The following is a 19486-nucleotide window of genomic DNA, read 5'->3' as shown; positions in this document are numbered from 1 at the left end:
TGCCGGAAAGGAGGATCAGAAGTCGTCTTCGACCTCGCCGTCCTTGACCTTGAACTCGCGGTTCTGCAGGTAGGCGTTGCGGATGAAGGTGTACTTGTCGCCGCTGATCAGCTTCTCGGACTTGAGCAGGTCGGCGCGGGTGTCGACCACGTCCACGGCACGCATGCTGTTACGAACCGGCACATTGTCGATGTACGGATACGGGCCGGTGTAGGCGTCCGGGATCAGCGAAGGTGCATCGCGCAGGGTGCTCGGGCCCAGCAGCGGCAGCATCACGTAGGGGCCGCTGCCCACGCCGTAATGGCCGAGGGTCTGGCCAAAGTCTTCGTCGTTGCGGCGCAGGCCCATGTGGGTGGCCACGTCGAAGACACCGGCCAGGCCGAAGGTGGTGTTGAACAGCAGGCGGCTGGTGTCGACGCCGGCATCGCGGAACTTCAGCTGCAGCAGGTCGTTGACCAGGTTGCGCACGTCACCGATGTTGCCGAAGAAGTTGTGCACGCCATCCTGCACGACGTTCGGGGTGACGTACTGGTAGCCCTGGGCCAGCGGCTTGAGTGCGTAGGTGTCCAGGGTGTCGTTGAAGGTGAAGATCGGACGGTTGACGCTTTCCCACGGGTCGTCTTCGCTGGCGGCCTGGGCCAGGAAAGGGAGGGTGGCAAGGCCAGCGGCGGCGAGCAGGCTGCAGCAGCGTTTCGTCCATTGGACGCCTAGTGGGCGCATCGGGAATTCTCCAGTGAATGTGAATCGGGCCAGCCATGGCGGCCCCGCTATGCGGGCAGATTATATAGAGGCGCAACGGTTTTGCAGACCCGGACCGCTCTCGCAGGATTTCGATTCAGGGGTGCAGGATGCCGTTTCGCTTGCTTCCAGTTGAGAGCATAGTGCCACTTCAGTCGGGATACCGTGCGTCGATGACAATTTCCAGCGCATCGGAGCGCCAGAACTCCTGGTCCCATTCCACCAGCCGACCGCCCCCGACATAGCTGGCGCGCTCCACGTACAGCCCCGGCGAGCCCGGCGTCAGTTGCAGCGGCGTCGCCCGCGCCTCCACCAGCGCCGTGGAGTGCATGGCCAGCTCGGAGCGAGCCAGGCTCAGCCCCAGCGCCTCGCGCAGCACACGGGTGAGTGAGGTATCCAGCCCGTGGTCGAGCAGGCCTGGGCACCAACTGGCGTCCAGGGTGATTTCCTCGAGCATCACCGGCCGCTCGTCGACCCAGCGGCGGCGCAGGATGTGGAATACCTCCGCCTCTTCATCCAGCCCCATGCGTCGAGCGATAGCCGGCCCGGCGGTACGGCGTTCAGCGGCGAGCACTTCGGTACGCGGTACGCGGCCCTGGGCCTGGACGTAATCCATGAAGCCCGTGGTGCGGGTCGGGTTGTAGCGGATGCGCGGCGGCGAGACGAACCAGCCGCGGCGATTCTCGCGGTAGAGCAAGCCTTCTGTTTCCAGCTGTTGCAGCGCCTCGCGCAGGGTTACGCGGGTGCAGCCGAAGCGTTCGGCCAGCTCGCGCTCGGCGGGCAGGCGCTCGGTCAGGGTGGCGTTGGCGATGTCCTGCGCCAACTGCTCGCGAATGCGCAGGTAATGGGGCATGGGTTCGACCGGCATGAGTGTCTTCCGCAAAAAGGCGCGGCGATTATAACGGCACGCAGGGGGACTTCATCGGACCGTCACAATGGCCCGCTAGTCTGGCCTAGACCAATTATCAGAAAAGCCCGCCATGCCTGCGACTGCCGACCTTCCGCGCTTCACTTCCCTGCTGTTCGGACTGTCGGGCGACCTGGTGGACTTCGGCGCAAGGACGCTGCCGGTTGCCCTGCAACGTATTTGCCCCGATTGTCCGCCGGACCGCCTGACAAGCGCCATCGCCCTGCCCCCGCAGGACGCGCTGGACCTTGCCCTGGGCCGCTGTGCCGCTCCCCAGGAGCGCAACCGCTTCCAGTCCGCCCTGGACGAAGCCGCCCAGGCCCACGCCGAGGCCACCCCTGGCGCACTGGATGCCCTGCAGTCGCTGCACCAGCGCGGCGTTCCCTGTGCCTGGCTGGATGAGCTACCCAATGCCACCACGCTGCATCTTGCTGCCGCGCTGGACGACCAGCTTGCCACCGGCCTGGGCATCGCCGGCCGCCAGTGGCCCGCGCCGGATTCCTGCTGGCAGGCGCTGATACAGCTGGACAGCCCGCACCTGGACGGCTGCGTCCTGGTCAGCGGCCAGCCGCGCCTGCTCCAGGCCGGCCTGAACGCCGGCCTGTGGACCATCGGCCTGGCCGCCAGCGGCCCCCTGTGCGGCCAAGCGCCCGGCGACTGGAATGCCCTGGGCAATCTCGACCGCGACCGCCTGCGCGCCCAGGCCACACTCGGCCTGTACCGCCTTGGCGTGCACTCGGTCATCGATCATCTGGGCGAGCTGGATTCCTGCCTGCAGGACATCGCCAGCCGCCGTCTGAAAGGAGAAAAACCATGAAGCACGAGCGCCACCGCTTCCTCGACGAGCTGGCCGAGCGTTTTGCCAGCCATGGCGCCGAGCCCTACGGCGAGGCCGTCAGCCAGGCCGAACACGCGCTGCAGTGCGCCACCCTGGCCGAGCGCGCCGGTTGTTCCGACAGCCTGGTGATCGCCGCCCTGCTCCACGACATCGGCCATCTTTATGAAGACCCGCAACTGATCGACGAACAGGACCAGCGCCACGAGGAGTTCGGCGCCACTCTGTTGCGCGAGCTGTTGCCCGAATCCGTCTGGCAGCCGATCCGCCTGCATGTGGCCGCCAAGCGCTACCTCTGCGCGGTCGATCCGGCGTACCACGCCGGCCTGTCCTGGGCCTCGCGGCAGAGCCTGGCGCTGCAGGGCGGGCCGTTCGATGAACGCGGCTCCAGCGCCTTCCTCAACGCGCCCTTCTCCCAGGACGCACTGACGCTGCGCCGCCTGGACGACCTGGGCAAGGACCCGGCCATGCGCACGCCGGAGCTGGAGCACTTCTTCCCGCTACTCGAACGTCTCCTGCGAATTGATCGGCATCAGGCAAGGGTGCGCGCGGCGAGTTAAGCTCAAAGGCATGGCGATGGACCTTTTCCCCGTCGGGCGAGGTCCATCTTTGGGTACGTACCGCAGAAGGACACCACCATGCCGACACAACGCCTCCAGGAAGAACTCCAGGCCCTGCGCGACCAGCTGGAACGTCAGCCGCCGCTGAACGCGGAAGAGCGCGAATCACTGCAAGCCCTGATCAAGGACATCGAATTGCAGCTGGCCAACGAAGAGGCGCTGGCCGACGAGACTCTGATGGATAACGTCAACCTGGCCGTCGAGCGCTTCGAGGCAAGCCATCCGACGCTGGCCGGCACGCTGCGCTCCATCGTGCAGAGCCTGGCGAACATGGGGATCTGATCCCTGACTGGCTTTCCCCCAGGCAAGAAAAACCCGGCCAAGGCCGGGTTTTTCGTATCCGCGTTTTACAGGCGCGCCGGGAGTTACTGACGCACCAGCCGGCGATTGTCCGGCTGCACGGCTTCGCTGCTGCGGTAGGGGTTGATGTCCAGCCCACCACGGCGCACGTAGCGCGCGTAGACAGTCAGGCGGGTCGGTTGCAGCAGGCGTTGCAGGTCGAGGTAGATGCGTTCGACGCACTGCTCGTGGAAATCCTGGTGCTGGCGGAAAGAAACCACGTAGGCCAGCAGGCTGGCGGGATCCAGCGCCGGGCCGGCGTACTCGATCACCAGGGTGCCCCAGTCCGGCTGGCCGGTGACCGGGCAATTGGATTTGAGCAGGTGGCTGTAGAGCACTTCGTCGACACGGCGGGTGTCGTCGCAGCGCAGCAGCTCGGGACGCGGGTGGTCATAGCTCTCCACCGCGACATCCAGATCATCGACGCAGGTGCCTTCGATGACGGCCACACCCTCGCCTGCCACTTCGTCCAGACCCCGCACACGCACGCCCACCGGCGCCCCGGCGGCGGCGGACAGATCGCGTTCCATGATCGCGCGCACGGCTTCTGTGCTGTCGAAGGCGGTCTGGTTCAGCGAGTTGAGGTAGAGCTTGAAGGACTTGGATTCGATGATGCTCGGCGACTGCGCCGGGATCGAGAACTCGCCGATGGCCACCACCGGCTTGCCCGACGCGGTCAGCCAGGACAGCTCGTAGCAGTTCCACAGGTCCACGCCCTGGTACGGCAGGGTAGCCGCGGTCAGGCCCAGTTCCGCCCACTTGGTGGTGCGGGAAATCGGGAAGAGCAGCTCCGGCGCGTAGGTGGAGACGTATTCGCTGGATTTGCCCAGGGGCGAGTGTTCGGCGGGATGCTGCATGGGGAGGTCCTGCTGGATCGGCGATGCGGGTGGTGACGCGAGGCGGCGAGTGTATACAAATCCGCCGCCCCTTTCAGCCTCCGGCGGACGAGCCGGAGGCCGGACCTGTTGGAACTGGCTTGCTCGCGCACAGATTCCCCAGCAGCTCCGGCGCCAAATTGCAGGAGCGCGCCACGCGCGCGATCGCGGGCATGGCCCGCTCCTACAGAGGAGCGGCGGGGTCCGGATTTCGCGCGCAATGAAAGCCGGCGGACAGGTCAGAACCACATCCGCACGCCCGCCACCCAGTAGCCCTCTTCGTCGTCCTCACCCTCGGCGCGGGCGATATCGCCGCTGCGGCCGTAGGTCTTGTTCCAGACGTAGCCGAAGTACGGTGCGAACTCCCGGCGCAGCTCGTAGCGCAGGCGCAAGCCCACCTCCAGCTCGCTGCCGCCCGCACCCACGCCGATATCCCGGTCATCGGCCAGCGCCAGGTTGTATTCCAGCGAGGGTTCGAGGATCAGCCGCTGGGTCAGCAGCAGCTCGTACTCGGTTTCCAGGCGCAACGACGGGTCGCCGCGCTCGCTGAGGAACAGGTTGGCGTCCACCTCGAACCACTGCGGCGCCAGCCCCTGGAGACCGAGAACGGCATAGGTGCGCGACGGACCCGGCTGGTCGTCATGGCGCACGCCCACCTGCCAGTCCCAGAAGTCGGCGACCAGGCGCTGGTAGAGCAGTTGCACTTCGTTGTCGGTGGTCGGGCCGCCGGCGTCGCGTTCGCCTTCCAGTTTCAGGCGCAGCTTCTGGTAGTCGGTGCCGTACCAGCCCTGGGCTTCCCAGCCCAGCGCCTGGTCGTTGCCATGGAAGCGGCTTTCCAGGCGCTGGATCAGCAGCGAGCCCTGGGGCATGTCGTCCATCTCGGCGCTTTCGGCGGGCAAGGCCAGGCCCAGGGTCGCCGCGCAGGCCACCGTTGCAATGCGTTTCATGGCGGTTCCTCAGAGGCTGGCGCTGGCGGGGGCCGGCTCGACGATGACCTTGCGCATCATGCCGGCAGCCATGTGGTAGATCAGGTGGCAGTGGAAGGCCCATTCGCCCAGGGCGTCGGCGGGCACGTCGACGTCCAGGGTGCTGCCCGGCGCCACGCTGACCACGTGCTTGAGCGGGTTGAAACGGCCGTTGCCCTTGTCCAGCTGCATCCACATGCCGTGCAGGTGCATGGGGTGAGTCATCATGGTGTCGTTGACGAAGCGGATGCGCACGCGCTCGCCGTAGGTCAGGCGGATCGGCTCGGCCTCGGAGTACTTCTTGCCGTCGATGGACCAGAAGTAGCGCTCCATGTTGCCGGTCAGGCGAAACTCGATGGTGCGGTCCGGCGCGCGGTAGTCGGCATAGGGGCGCATGGCTTTCAGGTCCGCGTAGACCAGCAGGCGGTTGCCCGGTTCGGCCGGTTGCGGCGTCAGGCCGCTGCCGGGGGCGTAGTCGGACTTCGGCGCGGCGGCGCCCATGGCCGAATGATCCATCCCGGCCATCTGCGAGTGATCCATGCCGGCCATGTCCGAACCTTCCGGCTGAGCCATCGCCATGCCGCCGTGGTCCATGCCCCCGTGGCTCATGCCCATGTCGGCCATGGTCAGCAGCGGCCGCTCGCGCAATGCCGGTACCTCGGCCACCAAGCCCGGGCGCGGCGTCAGCGTCGCACGGGCGTATCCGCTGCGGTCCATGGCTTCGGCGAAGAAGGTGTAGGCGCGGTCCTCCTGCGGCTGGACTATCACGTCGTAGGTCTCGGCCACGGCGATGCGCAGCTCGTCCACCGTCACCGGCTGCACGTCGTTGCCGTCGGCCTGCACCACCGTCATCTTCAGGCCGGGGATGCGCAGGTCGAAGTAGCTCATGCCCGAGCCGTTGATGATGCGCAGGCGCACGCGCTCACCGGGCTTGAACAGGCCGGTCCAGTTCTGCGTGGCGTCCTGGCCGTTGACCAGGAAGCGGAAGCCGGCAATGTCGGCGATGTCCGTCGGCGTCATGCGCATGCCGCCCCAGTCCAGGCGGTCGCGCAGGGTCGCCATGAAACCATTGGCGCTGGAGTCGGCGATGAAGTCGCCGAGGGTGCGCTGGTTGTGGTTGTAGTAGTCGCTCTGCTTCTTCAGGTTGGCGAACACGGTTTCCGGCTTCGTGTCGTGCCAGTCGGCCAGCAGCAGGGTGTACTCGCGGTCGTAGCGGTACGGCTCGCGCGCCTTCGGCTCGATCACCAGCGGGCCGTAGAGGCCCTCGATCTCCTGGAAGTCGCTGTGGGCGTGGTACCAGTAGGTGCCGGACTGCTTGACGGTGAAGCGGTAGGTGAAGGTCTCGCCCGGCTTGATACCCGGGAAGCTGATGCCCGGCACGCCATCCTGGGTATAGGGCAGGATCAGCCCGTGCCAGTGCAGCGAGGTGTCGCGCTCGAGGGTGTTGGTGACGCGCAATTCGACATCCTCGCCCTCCTTGAAACGCAACTCCGGCGCGGGTGTCTGGCCGTTCACCGTGAGCGCCTTGCGCGCGCCATCGGACAGCTTCAACTCGCCCTCGCCAATCGTCAGGTCATACACGCCGGCCTGCACCGCCAATGGTGCCAGCAGCAGCGCCCCCAGGGCCCAATCCCTTGCGCGAATCATCTCGGCGCGCTCAAGGCTTGACGGTCAGTTTGCCGACCATGCCGGCCTGGTAGTGCCCCGGAATGTTGCAGGCGAACTCCAGGCTGGTGGCCTTGCTGAAGGTCCAGGTCAGCTCGGCGCTCTTGCCCGGCTCCACCAGCACGCTGTTGGGATCGTCGTGCTTCATCATCTGCCCGTGGCCCATCTTCGAATGGTCCATCTGGCTCATGTCGTGCTGCATGCCGGTCGGCGTGAGCATCCCGGCATCCATCATCTGCTGCATTTCCTTCTGGTGGCCGGCGTGCATGGCGGCGCTGCCCAGGTTGAATTCGTGCAGCAGGCTGCCCGTGTTGTGGATGACGAAGCGCACGGTCTCGCCCGGCTTCACGTCGATGTTCTCCGGCTCGAAGAACATCTCGCCCAGCTTGATCTCCACGGTGCGAGTAGCCTGGGCGGCCTTGGCCGGCTTGCCGAAGTCGTAGGCGTGCCCGGCGTCGGCCAGGGCCGGCAGGCTGATGACGGCGGCGAGGCCGAGGACGGAGGCACGGAACAGGTTGAGCGGGGACATGGCGACTTTCCTTGATGGATTCGATTGCTTGCGGCCATGGTCGCCATCCGCGCCTGAGGCTTGCCTGTCGGGAAGATTACAAATGTGTCAGCTTGGCGCTGATCGGCGGCTGTCGCGGTATAAAGCGGCCAGCCACACTGACAGAATTCGGCGCACGCGCCAGGACGGAAGCCCGGACCATGAAACTCCTCATCGTCGAAGATGAACCCCGCATCGGCCAATACCTGCAGCAGGGCCTGAGTGAGGCCGGCTTCGCCGTCGACCTGACCGCCGACGGCGACGAAGGCCTGCAACTGGCCCTGGCCGCCGAGCACGACCTGCTGATCCTCGACGTGATGCTCCCCGGCCGCGATGGCTGGCAGATCCTCCAGGCGGTGCGCCAGGCCGGCAGCGCAGTGCCGGTGCTGTTCCTCACCGCCCGCGACGCCGTGGAAGACCGCGTGCGCGGCCTGGAACTGGGTGCCGACGACTATCTGGTGAAACCCTTTGCCTTCGTCGAACTGCTCGCCCGCGTCCGCACCCTGCTGCGCCGCGGCGGCCAGCAGATCCAGGAAACCACCCTGCAACTGGCCGACCTCGAGCTGGACCTGCTGCGCCGCCGCGTGCAGCGCGCCGGCAAGCGCATCGACCTGACCGCCAAGGAGTTCGCCCTGCTGGAGTTGCTGCTGCGCCGCAGCGGCGAGGTGCTGCCCAAGTCGCTGATCGCCTCCCAGGTGTGGGACATGAATTTCGACAGCGACACCAACGTCATCGAGGTCGCCATCCGCCGCCTGCGCGCCAAGGTCGACGACGACTTCCCGCAACGCCTGATCCACACCGTGCGTGGCATGGGTTACGTACTGGAAGAGCGCGAAGCATGAGCGCGCGCCTGTCCCTCGGCCTGCGCCTGAGCCTGCTGTTCGCCGCCTGCACTGCCGCCGTGTCGTTGCTGGCCGGCCTCATTTTCAGCCGTGCCAGCGAGGCGCACTTCATCGAGCTGGACCAGCAGTTGCTGAGCGGAAAGCTGGCGATCTTCCGCGATGTATTGAAGGGCGTCGGCAACGCCGACGAACTGGCGCCACACTCCGCCGAGCTGCGCCGCGAGCTGGAGCGCCACCCCGACCTCGGCCTGCGCCTGCAAGGCCCTGACGGCCAACGCTGGTTCTGGCAACTGCCGGCGATGAACATGGCCAGCGACGAAGCCCCTGCCTATCGCGAACTGCAGGCGCCGCTGGATGCCAGCCAGACCAAAGGACCGCAGCTCACCCTGATCCTCGACATCACCCACCACCAGCATTTCCTGCAACGCATGCAGCGCTTGATCTGGATGACCATGGGCTTCTCCGCCCTGGCCACCGCCCTGCTCGGCGCCTGGGCCGCCCGCGCCAGCCTGCGCCCGTTGCGACGCATGAGCGAGGTGGCGGCGCAGGTCAGCGCGCACTCGCTGACCACCCGCCTGGACGCCGGGCAGATGCCGCAGGAACTGCGCGGTCTGGCCGGCGAACTGAACGCCATGCTGGCGCGCCTGGAAGAGGCCTTCCAGCGCCTGTCGGCGTTCTCCGCCGACATCGCCCATGAGTTGCGCACACCGTTGACCGGGCTACTGACCCAGACCCAGGTGGTGCTGTCGCGCTCGCGCGGCCTGGAGGACTATCGCGAGGCGCTGCACGGCAACCTGGAGGAGCTGGAGCGGCTCACCGCGATGGTCAATGACATGCTGTTCCTGGCCAAGGCCGACCACGGGTTGCTCGCCCCTAGCAGCCAGCCACTGGCGCTGGCCAGCGAGGTGGACGAGTTGCTGGAGTTCTACGGGCCGCTGGCCGAAGAGAAGTCCATCCGCCTGGAACGCGAGGGCGAGCTGTCGGCACAGGGCGACCGCGCCCTGCTGCGCCGGGTACTGGCCAACCTGCTGGACAACGCCCTGCGCTTCACCCCGGACGGCGGGCAGATTCGCGTACGCCTGGAGCCGGGCCGCCTGAGCGTGGAAAACCCGGGCAGGGAGATTCCACCCGAGCGCCTGCCGCGCCTGTTCGACCGTTTCTACCGAGCCGACCCGGCCCGCCGCGAAGGCCAGGGCGAGCATGCCGGGTTGGGGTTGGCGATCTGCCGCTCCATCGTCCGCGCCCATGGCGGGGAGATTCGCTGCGAATCGGCACAGGGCTGGACGCGATTCATCATCGAGTTTCCGAAGCACCTTTCCCTGTAGGAGCGAGCTTGCTCGCGAACAGGTTCACCGGCAGCGCTCGCGTTGGGCGGTTCGCGAGCAAGCTCGCTCCTACAAGATCAAATGCTCCAGCGGCCATGCACCCAATACCCCGAAAAAGAAAAAGGCCCCAACCGGGGCCTTTTCTCAATCATCGCAACGAGCCGCTTACTGGCGCATCCCGCGCCCGCTCACCAGCAGGCGCACGCAGAAGATATACAGCAGCACAGTTGCCACCAGCATGAAGATCACCGCGGTGCCGATGCGGATGTCGGACACGCCGAGGATGCCGTAGCGGAAGGCGTTGACCATGTGCAGGATCGGGTTGGCCAGCGACACCGTCTGCCAGAACGGCGGCAGCAGCGTGATCGAGTAGAACACCCCGCCCAGGTAGGTCAGCGGCGTCAGCACGAAGGTCGGGACAATGGAGATGTCATCGAAGTTGCGCGCGAACACCGCGTTGACGAAACCGCCCATGGAGAAGATCCCGGCGGTCAGCACCACCACCAGCACGGTGATGCCCAGGTGATGGATCTGCAGGTCGGTGAAGAACAGCGACAGGAGGGTGACGATCACGCCCACCGCCAGCCCGCGCAGCACGCCACCGCAGACGAAGCCGAGGAGGATGGTGTGCGGCGATACCGGCGAGACCAGCAGCTCCTCGATGTTGCGCTGGAACTTGCTGCCGAAGAAGCTCGACACCACGTTGCCATAGGAGTTGGTGATCACCGACATCATGATCAGCCCCGGCACGATGTACTGCATGTAGGTGAAGCCGCCCATGTCGCCGATCTGCCGGCCGATCAGGTTGCCGAAGATGACGAAGTACAGAACCATGGTGATCGCCGGCGGCAGCAGGGTCTGCGGCCAGATGCGCAGGAAGCGGCGGACTTCGCGGTAGACGATGGTGTTGAGGGCGACCCAGTTGGCGCGCAGTTCGTGGCTCATACCGCCACCTTCGACAGATTCTTCTCCACCAGCGACACGAACAGTTCCTCCAGGCGGTTGCTCTTGTTGCGCAGGCTCAGCACCTGCAGGCCCTGGGCGTTGAGCTGGACGAACAGACCATTGATGCCCAGCGACTTGTCCACCTGCACTTCCAGGGTGTGGTCATCCACCAGGCGCACCGGGTAGCCGTCCAGCTTCGGCGCCTCGCTCAGGGTGCCTTGCAGGTCGAGGTAGAAGGTCTCCACGTGCAGCTTGTTCAGCAGCTTGCGCATGCTGGTGTTCTCCACGATGGTGCCGTGGTCGATGATCGCGATGTTGCGGCACAGCTGCTCGGCCTCCTCCAGGTAGTGCGTGGTGAGGATGATGCTGATGCCTTCCTGGTTGAGCTCGGTGAGGAAGTTCCACATCGAGCGGCGCAGTTCGATGTCCACGCCGGCGGTGGGTTCGTCGAGGATCAGCAGGCGCGGCTCGTGCACCAGCGCACGGGCGATCATCAGGCGGCGCTTCATGCCGCCGGAGAGTTCGCGGGAGGCAGAATTGCGCTTGTCCCACAGGCCCAGCTGGGTCAGGTACTTCTCGGCGCGGCCCTTGGCCACGCTCATCGGGATGCCGTAGTAGCCGGCCTGGGTGACGACGATGTCGAACACCTTCTCGAACTGGTTGAAGTTGAACTCCTGGGGCACCACGCCCAGGCAGCGCTTCAAGCCATACGGGTCCTTGTCCAGGTCATGGCCGAACACGTTGACCGTGCCGCTGGTCTTGTTCACCAGGGTGGAGAGGATGCCGATGGTGGTGGATTTGCCGGCGCCGTTGGGGCCCAGCAAGGCAAAGAAATCGCCCTCGGCGACGTCCAGATCGATGCCCTTGAGGGCCTGGAAACCGTTGCCGTAGGTCTTCGTCAGTTGACGGATGGACAGCGCGGAACTCATGGGTTTTCCCGTTGCAAGTCGGTGGAAAGACGCATGTCTTTGGAAAAAGGCCTGCTTGATAAGGGTACGCCGCGAGGATTGCAACCTCCGCGGCACGCGCAGGCATTCAGGTCAGGTCTGTCATCACCGCCGCACGGTAGGCCGGGCGCGCCTTCAGGCGGGCGTACCAGGCTTCCAGATGCGGCTGTGGCGGGCGCTCGATGGGCATTTCGAACCAAGCATAGATGAAGCTGCCCAGCGGAATGTCGCCTATGCCGAATTGTTCGCCGGTGAGGTACGGCTGCTTCGCCAGCGCGGCCTCGGGGACTGCCAGCAGGGCCACGCAGGTAGCGATGGCGGCCTGGATGGCGGCGGCATCGCGCTGCTCCGGCGGGGTGCGCAGGGTGCCCCAGAACACGGTGCGGAACGGCGTAGCGAAGGATGAGGTGGTCCAGTCCATCCACTTCTCGGCGCTGGCGCGTTGCTGCAGGTCCTGCGGGTACAGGTCCGGGGCGTAGCGCGCGGCAAGGTAGCGGACGATGGTGTTGGACTCCCAGAGCACGAAGCCGTCGTCGTCCAGGGTCGGCACTACGCCGTTGGGGTTCAGCGAGCGGTAGGGCTCGTCGTTGACCAGGCCGAAAGCGCCGCCGGCATCGATCCGTTCATAAGCCAGGCCGGCCTCTTCCGCGCACCAGAGCGCCTTGCGCACGTTGGAGGAGTTCTTCCGGCCCCAGATCTTGAGCATGCTGCGCCTCTCTTGTTGTCGTCATTCGATGGTCATGCGCCCAACGGACGCGATTTCGGATGACGGCACCCTACCGGCAACGGCGCCAGGAAAAAAGTCGCAAGCACTGATGGTGACTATCGATTGTGTTTATGTGGGCGATTTTCTTATGTGGGCAATTGGGTTGACGCTTCGCTGCGCATGTCGCCATCCAGTGGCGCGTCTTCTCCCATGAACAGGTGCGGGTAGCACTGCTTGAGGTAGCCGAAGAAAAACGCCTCGGGCACATCGGGGAACTGGCCGTGGTCGCGCAGGTACTCCATGTGCCGCTCACCCTCGCGGTTGAACGGGTGGAAGACGCTGTCGGTACGCCCGTCGAACTCCAGCGGCAGCACGCCAAAGGCCTCGCACAGGCCGATGTCGAAGGCCGGCGTGGCCTTGACCCAGCGGCCTTCGAGGAACAGCTCGGTATAGCCGTGCATGGCGAATACCTCGCTGCGCAGCAGTTCCAGCAGGCGCGGCGTGGCCAGGTGGTTCTTCACGTCGGCCAGGCCAATGCGCGCGGGGATGCCGCAATACCGGGCGCAGGCCGCCAGCAACGTGGCCTTGGGCACGCAGTAGGACTGACCGGCCTCCAGCGCATGACTGGCCTTGAGCGTCTGCGGGTCGAGGCTGAACACGTAGGGGTTGTAGCGAATCTGGTCGCGCACCGCGTAATACAGCGCCACCGCCTGCTCCAGCGGCGTACCGCCGTCGCCCCGGTGATTTAGAGCGAACTCGATTACCCCGGGGTGGTCACTATCAACGAAGCGGCTGGGCTTGAGGTAGGGCTGCATGGCGTGGTCTCCGGGCTGGTCATCCTTGATGGCGCCCCCAGTCTAACCAGCGCCGGCGCCTGCCCGACAAGGCGATCCGGCCAAGCTATCCGGCCATGCGGCCATTGGTCCGATTCGGCCAGCTAAGCTTCCGGGGCATTGTGGCGGCATCCCTTGCAGGGAAACGCCCGTCAAAGTGTTCGTGCACTCTCGTCACCAAGCCCGCTACGGCCTGCTGTCGCCGGGTTGGGCTGTCATGGAGGAATCCGCATGCTGCTCGTCTGGTTACTCGTCCTGATCCTCGGCGTCGCCTGGCTCGCGCACCGCCGCGCCGCGCCCCTGAAGGCACTCGGCATAGTCGCCGTGTACCTCGCACTGATGAGCCTGTTCAGCCACGCCCACGGCTGGATGGTGCTGTTGTGGCTGCTCTGGGCCGTGGTCGCGGTGACCATTCTCGCCACCGACCTGCGCCGCAGCCTGTTCACCTCGCGGCTGTTCGCCTGGTTCAAGAAGACCCTGCCGCCGATGTCCGAAACCGAGCGCGAGGCCATCGAGGCCGGCACCGTCTGGTGGGACGGCCAGCTGTTCAGCGGCCGCCCGGACTGGCACACGCTACTGGCCTACCCCCGCGCACAGCTGACCGAGGAGGAACAGGCCTTCGTCGACGGCCCCACCGAGCAGCTCTGCGCGATGATCAACGATTACCAGGTCGGCAAGGACATGGACCTGCCGCCCGAAGCCTGGGCGTACATCAAGAGCCAGGGCTTCTTCGGCCTGATCATTCCCAGGGAATACGGCGGCAAGGGCTTCTCCGCCTTCGCCCACTCCCAGGTGGTGATGAAGCTCGCCACCCGCAGCGGCGACCTCGCCTCCACCGTGATGGTGCCCAACTCCCTCGGCCCGGCCGAACTGCTGCTGCACTACGGCACTGACGCCCAGCGCCAGCGCTACCTGCCGCGCCTGGCCACCGGCGACGAGATTCCCTGCTTCGCCCTCACCAGCCCGCAGGCCGGCTCCGATGCCGGCGGCATGACCGATGTCGGCGTGGTCTGCAAGGGCCAGTGGGAAGGCCAGGAAGTCCTCGGCCTGCGCCTGACCTGGGAGAAGCGCTACATCACCCTCGGCCCCGTCGCCACCCTCCTCGGCCTGGCCTTCAAGTGCCATGACCCGGACCACCTGCTGGGCGAGGAAGAAGACCTCGGCATCACCCTGGCGCTGATTCCCACCGACACCGACGGCGTACAGATCGGCCGTCGCCACGTGCCGCTGGGCGCCGCCTTCATGAACGGCCCCAACTCCGGCAAGGATGTGTTCGTGCCGCTGGACTACATCATCGGCGGCCAGGAAATGATCGGCAAAGGCTGGATGATGCTGATGAACTGCCTGTCCGTGGGCCGCTCGATTTCCCTGCCGGCGGTGGGCACCAGCGCCGCCAAGGCCGGCAGCTACGTCAGCGGCCGCTACGCCCAGGTGCGCGAGCAGTTCAACGTGCCGCTGTCGGCCTTCGAAGGCATTCAGGAAGCGCTCGCCCGCATCGGCGGCAACGCCTGGCTGATGGACAGCGCGCGCATCCTCACCGCCAACGCCGTGGACCTGGGCGAGAAGCCCTCGGTGCTCTCGGCCATCCTCAAGTACCACCTCACCGAACGCGGCCGCGAGTGCATCGCCCACGCCATGGATATCCATGGCGGCAAGGGCATCATCCTCGGCCCGAACAACTACCTGGGCCGCTCCTGGCAGGCCGCGCCGATCTTCATCACCGTCGAGGGCGCCAACATCCTCTCGCGCAACCTGATGATCTTCGGCCAGGGCGCCATCCGCTGCCATCCGTACGTACTCAAGGAAATGGAACTGGCCCGCCGCGAGGACCAGGACCAGGCCGAGCGCGAGTTCGACGAACTGCTGCTCGACCACATCGGTTTCGCCGTCAGCAACGCCGCCAGCAGCCTGCTGCTGGGCCTGGGCTTCGGCGGCTTCGACCAGGTGCCGGGCGACCGCGTCAGCCGCCCGTACTACCGCGCGCTGAACCGCCTCGCCGCCTCCTTCGCCCTGCTTGCCGACTTCAGCATGATGATGCTCGGCGGTGAGCTGAAGCGCCGCGAGCGCCTGTCGGCGCGCCTGGGCGATGCGCTGAGCCACCTGTACCTGGGCTCCGCCGCGCTCAAGCGCTACCACGACCTGGACAACCCGGATTACCTCCACCCGCTGCTGCGCTGGGCCATGGAGGAAAACCTGGAGAAGGCCGAAGCGGCGCTGGCCGACCTGATCGACAACTTCCCCAACCGGGCCTTCGGCTGCCTGCTGCGCGTGCTCGTGCTGCCGCTGGGCCGCCGCCACCGTGGCCCTGGCGATGCGCTGGACGCCGAGATCGCCGAGATCCTCGGCCGCCCGCTGAGCGACCCGGCGCTGCAGGCGATCCTTGCCGGCGCGCACCTGCCAACCGACCCGGATGATCCGGTGGCCAAGCTCACCTTCGCCTACGACCAGCTCGCTGCCGCGGCGCCCTTGCAGAAGAAGCTGCACAAGGCGCTCAAGGAGCATGGCGTCAATCCCAAGCCGGGACAGTCGCCCATCGACGCCGCCGCCGAGGCGGGCGTGCTGGAAGCCGCGGAGGCCGAAACCCTGCATGCCGCCGAACGTGCCCGCCGCGCGGTGATCGACGTGGATGACTTCTCCAAGGAAGAACTGGCCGGCAAGGCCGACTGAGCTGCGCCTTTCACGCAGGGGGCGCCTTCGGGCGCCTCTTTTTTCTCCGACGCACAGCAGTGGCGATACGGGCTATCGGGTGCACACTGAGAACATCATCCCATGGAGAACCGCACATGCGTCGATCCATCCTCCTGCTGCTCGCGCTGCTGGCCGGCAGCGTCCAGGCCGATCCCTGGCTCTACCCCGGCCGCCCGCGTCCGGCGCCAGCACCCAGCCCGGTCATCGACCCGATCCAGCAACAGCAGGACAGCCTGCGCCGCCAGCAGCAGCTGCGGCAGAACGAGCTGGACCGCCAGCGCCTGGACTACGAGGACCAGCGCCTGCAATTGAAGCAGCAGAACCTGCAGCGCGAGCAGGACAACCAGCGCCGCTGGGACGAGCAGCGGCGGCAGAGCGACCAGTTGATCCAGCGGCAGAAGAACGACCTGCAGCAACAGCAGTTGCAACAGCAGCAGCGCCTGCTCGACCAGCAACGCCAGCAGATCAATAACCAGCGCCGGCAGACCCTGTCGCAACCGATCCGCTGATCGCAGCGGCGGCAGGGCCGGCAACCCGATATACTCCCCGGCCGTTTGCACACAGCTCCAGAGGAATTCCATGGCCAGCGCCTATCTCGATCACCACATCGCCCTGCTCAACCACCTGCGCATGATCCTGGGCGCCCTGGGCGAAGCCGAGCAGGTTCCCGAGGACAACCACGGCCTGTTCCTCGAGCGCTTCGACGAACTGCTGGTAGAACTGCCGCGCGACCCGGAAGGCGCCCAGTACCTGGGCCAGGACCTGATCAGCCAGATATTCCACCGCTACCCGCAGATCGCCCACCTGATCCCGCGCGACCTCTTGTGGTTCTTCGGCGGCGACTGCCTGCACTACATGCCCGACGAAGAGCTGCAGATGTACCAGCAACTCGACGAGCGCCGCTTCGAGGCCGAAGAAAACGGCGAGCCCTTCGATTGGAACCGCGAGAAGCAGCTGCTCGCCCTTCCGGAAGACACACCCAAGCACTGAGCGCCGCGCAGAATGAAAGAAGCCCGCATGATGCGGGCTTTTTCATGAGCGATCGCCAGCTGTTCGCCACCATCCCCCTCGCTAAACCAACGTCTCTACCTCTCGTCGGCAAGCGCTTCGCTGAAAGCGGCGCAGCGCCTGCGCTCCCCTGCCCCCGTAGTCCGAAACTCCCAACCCGCCTGGGAGTATCGGCCGATGCGCATTCCCCGGGGCGTCCCCATAGTCGTGGCATGTAGCAGTAAAAGGCCAGCAGTCGAGGTCTGGCCGCCACGCATGGAAATGCTCGGGAGAACATCATGACCATCCATAAGAAGATTGCGTCGCCAACGCGCCCCACCGCAGATGACACCAACGCTCCTTCCGTCACCACCGACCAGAATGACTACGCCCCCGGCAGCACCGCCATCATCACCGCCAGCGGCTTCACCGCCGGCAGCACCGTGAAAATCGAGGTGGACCACGCCACCAGCCCCGGCGCCGACGGCACGTGGGGCACCGCGGATGACGTGCTCAATACCAGCGCCGGTGCCGGCCACGATCCCTGGTACGTGACCGACGGCGGCGCCGGTGACCTGGACGGCCTGGCCAACGGCAGCGTCACCACGTCCTGGTACGTCGACCCGGACGACTCGGCCGGGGCACGCTTCCTGCTCTCCGCTTCCAGTGACGGCGCCACGGCGACCGCCACCTTTACCGACGCCGGCCCCATCGTATCGGCGACCGGCGTGACCGTCTCGGTAGACGAAACCGCCGGCCTGCAGAACGCCACGGCCACCCCGAGCCCGGCGGGCGACGCCAATGACAACGACATCCTCCTCGCCTCCCTGCCTGCCGCGTTCACCGCCCGCCTGACCGCCCTGGGTGCCGGTACGGCCTCGAGCGCCGCCCTGAGCGGCTATACCGGCGCGGCCGGGAATACCGGCAGCAATGCCTTCACCATCAGCGCCGCACCCGGCGGCGCGATCACCGACATCCTCTTCACCGGCAGCGGCGGCGCACCGCTCAACGGCCTGGACAGTGGCCTGGATACCCTCGCCGGGCAGGACATCCTTCTCTACACCGACACCACCAACAACAACGTGCTCGTCGGACGGGCCGGCGGCCCCGCGGGTGCCATCGTGTTCGCCGCCTACATCGAGGAAACCGGCTCGCCGGTGAGCGGCGGCAAGATCTGGACCGTGGAATACCAGCCGCTCAAGCACCCGGTCACCAGCAATCCCGACGACGCCCTCGACCTCACCAACAAGGTCTTCATCGGCACCAGCCAGGACCTGACCTTCAGCCTGGCCGACGCGCCGTCCGGGCAGAACCTCTTCCTGATGTTCACCACGGCGACGCCCACGACGGTGAATGACAACGGGGTGATCCGCATCACCGACCCGACCATCATCGCCACCGGCAAGGACCCGGCCAACCAGTCCACCGGCGCTAGCATCAACACGGGTGACACCATCAACACCAGCCAGGCTGGCGGCCCGACCACCTTCGGCACCAACAACCAGATGATCGTCGAGCAGGAAGGCATCCGCTTCACCTTCGTCACCGGCGCCCGGCAGAACGTGACCATTCCCAACCTGGACCAGAACGAAGCGGACATCGAAGCCAACATCGACTTCACCCAGATGTTCAACGCCAAGACCGCCAGCTTCGATGTCGTCCAACTGCAGAGCGGCAAGAGCGCCATCGTCAAGGTCAGCGCCTTCACCACGGCAGCGGAACCCGGCACGCAGTTCATCGACGGCTACGCCGGCGACAGTGCGGTCGCCATCACCAATGTCCGGGTCATCAACATCGCCACCGGAGCGGTGGTCGAGAACTCCAACGGCTCGGTGAACGACCCGACCATCGCCATCACCTTCACTGGCGGCGTAGCGACCATCACCGGCGTGCTGGCCGGCTACAAGATCGAATACACCACCACGGCCGATCACAACCGCGTGCTCGTCGAGAACGGCGGCGCCCTGGATGCCAAGGGCAATGACCACGCCGACTTCGACATCGGCGGCTTCAAGCTGCTGCAGGTGTCCAATGCCACCGCGGAAATCGGCTCGAAGATGATCTTCGAGGACGACGGACCGAGCATCAGCACCACCGGCACCGAACCCACGCTGACGGTGGACGAATCCGTCCTCACCACCGATGCCTCGCAGAACTTTGCCGCGAACTTCACCTCGGCCTTCGGCGCCGACGGCGCGGGCACCCTGACCTACGCGCTGAGCGTGATCGCCGGCGCCTCCGGGCTGGTCGACACGGCCACCGGACAAGCCGTCAACCTGTCCATGAACGGCGCCGTGGTGGAAGGCCGCACGGCCACCAGCAACGACCTGGTGTTCACCGTCAGCGTGGCCGCCAACGGCACCGTGACGCTGGACCAGCAGCGCGCCATCGTGCACGCCAACACCAGTGATGCGGATGACTCCAGGACCCTGACCTCCGACGACCTGGTGAAACTGACCGCGACCAAGACCGACGCCGACGGCGACAGCGCCCAGGCCACGCTGAATATCGGCCAGAACCTCGTCTTCAAGGACGACGGCCCGAGCATCAGCACCACCGGCGTCGAGCCGGTCATGACCGTGGACGAATCGGTCCTGACGACCGACTCCACGCAGAACTTCGCCGCCAACTTCACCTCGGCCTTCGGTGCCGACGGCGCCGGCACCCTCACCTATGCGCTGAGCGTGATCGCCGGTGCGTCGGGGCTGACCGACACGGCCAC

At 66.2% G+C, this 19486-nt stretch carries 19 protein-coding genes; 9 read left to right on the top strand and 10 right to left on the bottom strand.

What is annotated here, in order from left to right; genetic code table 11:
- Positions 1 to 15 precede the first annotated feature (15 nt).
- On the bottom strand, positions 16 to 720 hold the full coding sequence (locus UB43_RS04510; RefSeq protein ID WP_045209017.1) for a VacJ family lipoprotein: 705 nt from the start codon (positions 718 to 720) through the stop codon (positions 16 to 18).
- 169 nt (positions 721 to 889) lie between these two features.
- Complete coding sequence (locus UB43_RS04505) at positions 890 to 1606, bottom strand: UTRA domain-containing protein (RefSeq protein WP_045209015.1); 717 nt, start codon at positions 1604 to 1606, stop codon at positions 890 to 892.
- A 112-nt stretch (positions 1607 to 1718) separates the two neighbouring features.
- Here UB43_RS04505 and UB43_RS04500 point away from each other — a divergent pair, with 112 nt between their 5' ends.
- The 3 genes from UB43_RS04500 to UB43_RS04490 all read left to right on the top strand — a co-directional run bounded on the left by UB43_RS04500 (position 1719) and on the right by UB43_RS04490 (position 3382).
- Positions 1719 to 2462 (top strand): phosphatase, encoded by a 744-nt coding sequence (locus UB43_RS04500; protein WP_045209013.1) that lies wholly within the window; start codon positions 1719 to 1721, stop codon positions 2460 to 2462.
- Positions 2459 to 3040, top strand: coding sequence for a phosphonate degradation HD-domain oxygenase (locus UB43_RS04495; RefSeq protein ID WP_045209011.1), 582 nt, complete (start codon positions 2459 to 2461; stop codon positions 3038 to 3040). The genes UB43_RS04500 and UB43_RS04495 overlap by 4 nt, the downstream gene beginning before the upstream one ends.
- A gap of 78 nt (positions 3041 to 3118) precedes the next feature.
- Positions 3119 to 3382, top strand: a complete 264-nt coding sequence (locus UB43_RS04490; protein ID WP_024763885.1) for a DUF4404 family protein — start codon at positions 3119 to 3121, stop codon at positions 3380 to 3382.
- Between the two features lie 83 nt (positions 3383 to 3465).
- Here the strand turns inward: UB43_RS04490 and queF are convergent, their stop codons facing one another.
- The 4 genes from queF to UB43_RS04470 form a co-directional block, all read right to left on the bottom strand.
- On the bottom strand, positions 3466 to 4296 hold the full coding sequence (queF, locus tag UB43_RS04485) for an NADPH-dependent 7-cyano-7-deazaguanine reductase QueF (protein ID WP_045209009.1): 831 nt from the start codon (positions 4294 to 4296) through the stop codon (positions 3466 to 3468).
- A 257-nt stretch (positions 4297 to 4553) separates the two neighbouring features.
- Positions 4554 to 5261 (bottom strand): copper resistance protein B, encoded by a 708-nt coding sequence (locus UB43_RS04480; protein ID WP_045209007.1) that lies wholly within the window; start codon positions 5259 to 5261, stop codon positions 4554 to 4556.
- A 9-nt stretch (positions 5262 to 5270) separates the two neighbouring features.
- Positions 5271 to 6926, bottom strand: a complete 1656-nt coding sequence (locus tag UB43_RS04475) for a copper resistance system multicopper oxidase (RefSeq protein WP_045209005.1) — start codon at positions 6924 to 6926, stop codon at positions 5271 to 5273.
- Positions 6927 to 6936: 10 nt separating this feature from the next.
- The gene (locus UB43_RS04470; protein ID WP_045209003.1) at positions 6937 to 7473 is read right to left on the bottom strand and encodes a plastocyanin/azurin family copper-binding protein; all 537 of its coding nucleotides are present in this window, start codon (positions 7471 to 7473) and stop codon (positions 6937 to 6939) included.
- Positions 7474 to 7652: 179 nt separating this feature from the next.
- Here UB43_RS04470 and UB43_RS04465 point away from each other — a divergent pair, with 179 nt between their 5' ends.
- On the top strand, positions 7653 to 8333 hold the full coding sequence (locus UB43_RS04465) for a heavy metal response regulator transcription factor (RefSeq protein ID WP_024763880.1): 681 nt from the start codon (positions 7653 to 7655) through the stop codon (positions 8331 to 8333).
- A complete protein-coding gene (locus UB43_RS04460) occupies positions 8330 to 9658 on the top strand; it encodes a heavy metal sensor histidine kinase (RefSeq protein ID WP_045209001.1) in 1329 nt (442 codons plus the stop codon). Before UB43_RS04465 ends, UB43_RS04460 begins: the two co-directional genes overlap by 4 nt.
- 165 nt (positions 9659 to 9823) lie before the next feature.
- Here the strand turns inward: UB43_RS04460 and UB43_RS04455 are convergent, their stop codons facing one another.
- The 4 genes from UB43_RS04455 to UB43_RS04440 all read right to left on the bottom strand — a co-directional run bounded on the left by UB43_RS04455 (position 9824) and on the right by UB43_RS04440 (position 13071).
- On the bottom strand, positions 9824 to 10603 hold the full coding sequence (locus tag UB43_RS04455; RefSeq protein WP_045208999.1) for an ABC transporter permease: 780 nt from the start codon (positions 10601 to 10603) through the stop codon (positions 9824 to 9826).
- Positions 10600 to 11532, bottom strand: coding sequence for an ABC transporter ATP-binding protein (locus UB43_RS04450; RefSeq protein ID WP_045208997.1), 933 nt, complete (start codon positions 11530 to 11532; stop codon positions 10600 to 10602). Before UB43_RS04450 ends, UB43_RS04455 begins: the two co-directional genes overlap by 4 nt.
- Before the next feature lie 106 nt (positions 11533 to 11638).
- Positions 11639 to 12256, bottom strand: a complete 618-nt coding sequence (locus UB43_RS04445) for a glutathione S-transferase family protein (protein WP_045208994.1) — start codon at positions 12254 to 12256, stop codon at positions 11639 to 11641.
- A gap of 146 nt (positions 12257 to 12402) precedes the next feature.
- The gene (locus UB43_RS04440) at positions 12403 to 13071 is read right to left on the bottom strand and encodes a transglutaminase family protein (RefSeq protein WP_045208992.1); all 669 of its coding nucleotides are present in this window, start codon (positions 13069 to 13071) and stop codon (positions 12403 to 12405) included.
- A 249-nt stretch (positions 13072 to 13320) separates the two neighbouring features.
- On the opposite strand from UB43_RS04440, the gene UB43_RS04435 reads away from it, so the two are divergent.
- From UB43_RS04435 to UB43_RS04420, 4 genes are all read left to right on the top strand, one after another.
- Positions 13321 to 15756 (top strand): acyl-CoA dehydrogenase, encoded by a 2436-nt coding sequence (locus tag UB43_RS04435; protein WP_045208991.1) that lies wholly within the window; start codon positions 13321 to 13323, stop codon positions 15754 to 15756.
- Positions 15757 to 15872: 116 nt separating this feature from the next.
- On the top strand, positions 15873 to 16286 hold the full coding sequence (locus UB43_RS04430; RefSeq protein WP_045208988.1) for a PA2816 family glutamine-rich protein: 414 nt from the start codon (positions 15873 to 15875) through the stop codon (positions 16284 to 16286).
- Positions 16287 to 16356: 70 nt separating this feature from the next.
- Complete coding sequence (locus tag UB43_RS04425) at positions 16357 to 16767, top strand: PA2817 family protein (protein WP_045208986.1); 411 nt, start codon at positions 16357 to 16359, stop codon at positions 16765 to 16767.
- A 296-nt stretch (positions 16768 to 17063) separates the two neighbouring features.
- The coding region (locus tag UB43_RS04420; RefSeq protein ID WP_256204892.1) for a DUF5801 repeats-in-toxin domain-containing protein at positions 17064 to 19486 on the top strand (2423 nt) is incomplete at its 3' end.

It is taken from the genome of Pseudomonas sp. 21 (genome assembly GCF_000955805.1).
GTDB lineage: Bacteria > Pseudomonadota > Gammaproteobacteria > Pseudomonadales > Pseudomonadaceae > Pseudomonas.
This window is presented reverse-complemented; position numbering and strand designations above follow the sequence as displayed.

Bases quoted from the DNA above. Each gene is read 5' to 3' on its own strand.
- queF (WP_045209009.1), bottom strand. From the start codon at position 4,296: ATGCAGCATCCCGCCGAACACTCGCCCCTGGGCAAATCCAGCGAATAC.
- UB43_RS04450 (WP_045208997.1), bottom strand. From the start codon at position 11,532: ATGAGTTCCGCGCTGTCCATCCGTCAACTGACGAAGACCTACGGCAAC.
- UB43_RS04430 (WP_045208988.1), top strand. From the start codon at position 15,873: ATGCGTCGATCCATCCTCCTGCTGCTCGCGCTGCTGGCCGGCAGCGTC.
- UB43_RS04440 (WP_045208992.1), bottom strand. From the start codon at position 13,071: ATGCAGCCCTACCTCAAGCCCAGCCGCTTCGTTGATAGTGACCACCCC.
- UB43_RS04475 (WP_045209005.1), bottom strand. From the start codon at position 6,926: ATGATTCGCGCAAGGGATTGGGCCCTGGGGGCGCTGCTGCTGGCACCA.
- UB43_RS04455 (WP_045208999.1), bottom strand. From the start codon at position 10,603: ATGAGCCACGAACTGCGCGCCAACTGGGTCGCCCTCAACACCATCGTC.
- UB43_RS04425 (WP_045208986.1), top strand. From the start codon at position 16,357: ATGGCCAGCGCCTATCTCGATCACCACATCGCCCTGCTCAACCACCTG.
- UB43_RS04500 (WP_045209013.1), top strand. From the start codon at position 1,719: ATGCCTGCGACTGCCGACCTTCCGCGCTTCACTTCCCTGCTGTTCGGA.
- UB43_RS04445 (WP_045208994.1), bottom strand. From the start codon at position 12,256: ATGCTCAAGATCTGGGGCCGGAAGAACTCCTCCAACGTGCGCAAGGCG.
- UB43_RS04460 (WP_045209001.1), top strand. From the start codon at position 8,330: ATGAGCGCGCGCCTGTCCCTCGGCCTGCGCCTGAGCCTGCTGTTCGCC.
- UB43_RS04435 (WP_045208991.1), top strand. From the start codon at position 13,321: ATGCTGCTCGTCTGGTTACTCGTCCTGATCCTCGGCGTCGCCTGGCTC.
- UB43_RS04465 (WP_024763880.1), top strand. From the start codon at position 7,653: ATGAAACTCCTCATCGTCGAAGATGAACCCCGCATCGGCCAATACCTG.
- UB43_RS04480 (WP_045209007.1), bottom strand. From the start codon at position 5,261: ATGAAACGCATTGCAACGGTGGCCTGCGCGGCGACCCTGGGCCTGGCC.
- UB43_RS04510 (WP_045209017.1), bottom strand. From the start codon at position 720: ATGCGCCCACTAGGCGTCCAATGGACGAAACGCTGCTGCAGCCTGCTC.
- UB43_RS04470 (WP_045209003.1), bottom strand. From the start codon at position 7,473: ATGTCCCCGCTCAACCTGTTCCGTGCCTCCGTCCTCGGCCTCGCCGCC.
- UB43_RS04505 (WP_045209015.1), bottom strand. From the start codon at position 1,606: ATGCCGGTCGAACCCATGCCCCATTACCTGCGCATTCGCGAGCAGTTG.
- UB43_RS04490 (WP_024763885.1), top strand. From the start codon at position 3,119: ATGCCGACACAACGCCTCCAGGAAGAACTCCAGGCCCTGCGCGACCAG.
- UB43_RS04495 (WP_045209011.1), top strand. From the start codon at position 2,459: ATGAAGCACGAGCGCCACCGCTTCCTCGACGAGCTGGCCGAGCGTTTT.